We start from the raw sequence: 3,792 nt of genomic DNA on the forward strand, positions 1-3,792 counted from the left end.
CCTCGTACTGGATGTACTTGGGTCGGGGCCCGGTGCGGCGAGAGTGCGTGCATGGCGTCGCGCGGCAGACGGGAGTTTGACGACAGGGCCTAGCCGTCCTGGCGCGCGACCGGACGGCACGCGGCCGGCCGACCCCGCACGGGGGTCGGCCGGCCGCGTTTATTGCGTCGGCGTATCGCCGCGGTCAGCTTCCGAAGTCCCCGGCTCCCCCCTCTTGACAGTGGTTGCCCGCAGGACTGACAGTTTGACTGTTGCTTATGGCGAAGCAAATCGCACGATGCGCAACACCAGCGGAGTGGCTCGGCCCCCGCGAAGAGCGACTCTCATTCCTCCCTCCGTCCCAGCGAGGAGATCCGCAGTGACACACGAGGTGCGCGCCGTCGTCGCCCGGGAGAAGGGCGCACCGGTCTCGGTGGAGACCGTCCTGGTGCCCGACCCCGGTCCCGGTGAGGCGCTGGTGCGGGTGCAGGCCTGCGGCGTCTGCCACACCGACCTGCACTACCGCGAGGGCGGCATCTCCGACGGGTTCCCGTTCCTGCTCGGCCACGAGGCCTCCGGCGTCGTCGAGGCGGTCGGCGAGGGCGTCACCGAGGTCGCGCCCGGCGACTTCGTCGTCCTCAACTGGCGTGCGGTCTGCGGCAGTTGCCGGTCGTGCCGGCGCGGCAGGCCGTGGAACTGCTTCGCCACCCACAACGCCGACCAGCCGATGACGCTCGCCGACGGCACGCCCCTCTCCGCGGCCCTGGGCATCGGCGCCTTCGCCGAGAAGACTCTCGTCGCCGCCGGGCAGTGCACCAGGGTGGACGCGGCCGCCGGGCCCGCCGCCGCCGGGCTCCTGGGCTGCGGCGTGATGGCCGGGTTCGGCGCCGCCGTCCACACCGGCGGCGTCGGCCGCGGCGACTCCATCGCGGTGATCGGCTGCGGCGGCGTGGGCATGGCCGCCATCGCCGGCGCCAAGGTGGCCGGCGCGAGCCGCATCATCGCCGTCGACGTCGACGAGCGGAAGCTGAAGTGGGCCGAGCGGTTCGGCGCCACCGACACCGTCGACTCCTCCCAGACCGACGCCGTCGAGGCCATCCGCCACCTCACCGGCGGCTTCGGTGCCGACGTCGTCGTGGACGCGGTCGGCCGCCCCGAGACGTTCCAGCAGGCCTTCTATGCCCGCGACCTCGCCGGCACCGCCGTCCTGGTCGGCGTCCCCACCCCCGAACTCACCGTCGAACTGCCCCTGCTGGACGTCTTCGGCCGCGGCGGAGCGCTGAAGTCCTCCTGGTACGGCGACTGCCTGCCCTCCCGCGACTTCCCCGCCCTGATCGACCTCTACCTGCAAGGACGTTTCGCGCTGGGTGACTTCGTCAGCGAGACGATCACCCTGCACGAGGTGGAGGAGGCATTCGCCAGGATGCACCGCGGCGAGGTCCTGCGCTCGGTGGTGATCCTGTGAGCGCGCGGATCACCGCGACCGCCCGCACCGGCCACCATCCCACGACCACGATCGGCGCCCAGGCGCCCCGCCTCGACGTGTGGATCGCCCGCGGCCACTGAACGGCCCGTCACAGACTCACGAAACCTGGAGGAAGACCATGGCGGCAGCCGGAGGTGGTCATCAAGGGTGCGGGCATCGTCGGGTGCGCACGCAGCGAGGAACTGACCGCGCGCGGCTGGACGGACGTCACCGTTCTGGAGCAGGGCCCGCTCTTCGCCACGGGCGGCTCCACCTCGGTGCCCGGCTGTGGGACACCCTGTGGGAGTCAGGACAGGAGCTGGGCGTCGCCGCCGGCCGCAGCGCCTTCAACAGCCTGCGCCTGGAGAACAGTTGCCGCTCCTGGGGCCACGACATGACCACCGAGCACAACCCGTACGAGGCGGGAGTCGGCGTCGCCGTCCGGCGCGGCAAGCCGCACTTCACCGGCAAGGCCGCGCTGGAGGGGATCGGCGACGACACGGTGACCCGCCGGCTCGTCCCCCTGGTCGTCCAGGACCGGCGGTCCGTCGTGCCGGGCCACGAACCGGTGCACGTGGACGGTCACCCGGCCGGCTACGTCACCAGCGCCGCCTACGGCTACACGATCGACGCCCCGATCGCCCACGCCTGGCTGCCCGCCGCGCACGCCGCCCCCGGCACCCGGGTGGAGACCGAGTACTTCGGCGCCAGGGTCGCGGCCGTCACCGCAGCCGAGCCCGTGTTCGACCCCGAGACGGCGCGCACCCGCCGCTGAACGGTCCCCGTGTAGCAGCACCATCGGCAACGACCACAGGAGAAGGACACATGGCCACTTCGTACGACGTGATCGTCGTCGGTCTGGGCGGCATGGGCAGCGCGGCCGCCTGTCACCTCGCCGCCCGCGGTCAGCGCGTACTCGGCCTGGAGCGGTTCGGCCCGGCCCACAGCCTCGGCTCCAGCCACGGCGGATCCCGCATCTACCGGCAGGCCTACTTCGAGGACCCGGCGTACGTGCCCCTGCTGCTGCGTGCCCACGAACTGTGGGAGAAGCTGGCCGTGGACTCCGGACTCGACGTGTTCACCGAGACCGGCGGCCTGATGATCGGACGCGAGGACAGCGCGGCCTTCGCCGGCACCCTGGCCAGCGCGCACCAGTGGGGCCTGGAGCACGAGGTGCTGGGCGCCGCCGACATCCGGCGTCGCTTCCCCACCTTCGCCACGGCACCGGAAGACGTGGCGTTCTTCGAGCGCCGGGCCGGTGTGGCCCGGCCGGAGGCCACCGTCACCGCGCACCTCGAACTCGCGAAGGCGCACGGCGCCGAACTGCACTTCGCCGAGATGGTCCTCGGCTGGGAGGCCGACGGCCCGGGCGGCCGGGCGTGGGTGGTCACCGACCGCGGCGTCTACATCGCCGACCGGCTGGTGTTCGCCCCCGGCGCCTGGGCGCCGAAGCTGCTGGACGGCCTCGGCGTGAAGGTGACGGTCGAGCGTCAGGTCATGTACTGGTTCCAGCCCGAGGGCGGCACCGGCCCGTTCACCGCCGACCGGCATCCCGTCTACATCTGGGAGGACCCCCACGGCACCCAGATCTACGGCTTCCCCGCGCTGGACGGACCCGACGGCGGCGCCAAGGTCGCCTTCTTCCGCAAAGGCGTCCCCTGCGACCCCGACACCCTGGACCGGGAGGTCCACGCGCACGAGATCGCCGCCATGGCCGACCATCTGCGCTCGCGCATCCCCTCCCTGCCCGGCCGTTTCCTCAAGGGCGCGGCCTGCATGTACAGCAACACCCCGGACGAACACTTCGTCCTCGCCAAGCACCCCGATCATCCGCAGGTGATCGTGGCCTGCGGCTTCTCCGGACACGGGTTCAAGTTCGTCCCCGTGATCGGCGAGATCCTCGCCGACCTCGCCACTGAAGGCAGCACCAAGCACCCCATCGCCCTGTTCGACCCCCGCCGTGTGCGGGTCTGACCTCGCTTCGTCCGACCTCTTCTCGAAGGTGACCCGATGACCATGATGGACCTGCCCCCGAGCCTGATCTCCACGCTGCCGGGGGAGTACTACACCGATCCCGCGATCTTCGCCGAGGAGCAGGAGCGGGTCTTCGAGGCCATGTGGTTCTGCGTGGCCCGCGCCTCCGAGGTGGCCAAGCCCGGACAGTTCCGCACCTACCAGGTCGGCCGGGAGAGCGTGCTGGTCTCCCGTTCCCGGGACGGCTCGATCAAGGCGTTCCTCAACGTCTGCCGGCATCGCGGCGCCAGGCTGTGCACCGAGGAGTCGGGTGAGGTCAAGCGGGCCTTCCAGTGCCCGTACCACGCCTGGACGTACGGCCTGGACGGCAAGCT

The 3,792-nt window shown here is 71.6% G+C and carries 3 protein-coding genes and 2 pseudogenes; all 5 read left to right on the forward strand.

The window, feature by feature from the left end; translation table 11 throughout:
* Positions 1 to 358 precede the first annotated feature (358 nt).
* Entirely contained in the window at positions 359 to 1,444 is a 1,086-nt protein-coding gene (locus AB0L21_RS39480) for an S-(hydroxymethyl)mycothiol dehydrogenase (protein ID WP_365788765.1), read from the forward strand.
* Between the two features lie 155 nt (positions 1,445 to 1,599).
* Positions 1,600 to 1,668, forward strand: a pseudogene (locus tag AB0L21_RS39485) (hypothetical protein); the annotation flags it as partial.
* Between the two features lie 50 nt (positions 1,669 to 1,718).
* Positions 1,719 to 2,219 (forward strand): annotated as a pseudogene (locus AB0L21_RS39490) (glycine cleavage T C-terminal barrel domain-containing protein); the annotation flags it as partial.
* Positions 2,220 to 2,269: 50 nt separating this feature from the next.
* Positions 2,270 to 3,418 (forward strand): N-methyl-L-tryptophan oxidase, encoded by a 1,149-nt coding sequence (gene solA, locus AB0L21_RS39495; protein ID WP_365788766.1) that lies wholly within the window; start codon positions 2,270 to 2,272, stop codon positions 3,416 to 3,418.
* Between the two features lie 36 nt (positions 3,419 to 3,454).
* Positions 3,455 to 3,792, forward strand: a 338-nt coding sequence (locus tag AB0L21_RS39500) for a Rieske (2Fe-2S) protein (protein WP_365788767.1), incomplete at its 3' end; no start/stop codon positions are given.

Source organism: Streptomyces sp. NPDC052721, assembly GCF_040678315.1.
GTDB lineage: Bacteria > Actinomycetota > Actinomycetes > Streptomycetales > Streptomycetaceae > Streptomyces.

Excerpts from the sequence above, each read along its gene's own strand:
- solA (WP_365788766.1), top strand. The coding sequence starts at position 2,270 with ATGGCCACTTCGTACGACGTGATCGTCGTCGGTCTGGGCGGCATGGGC.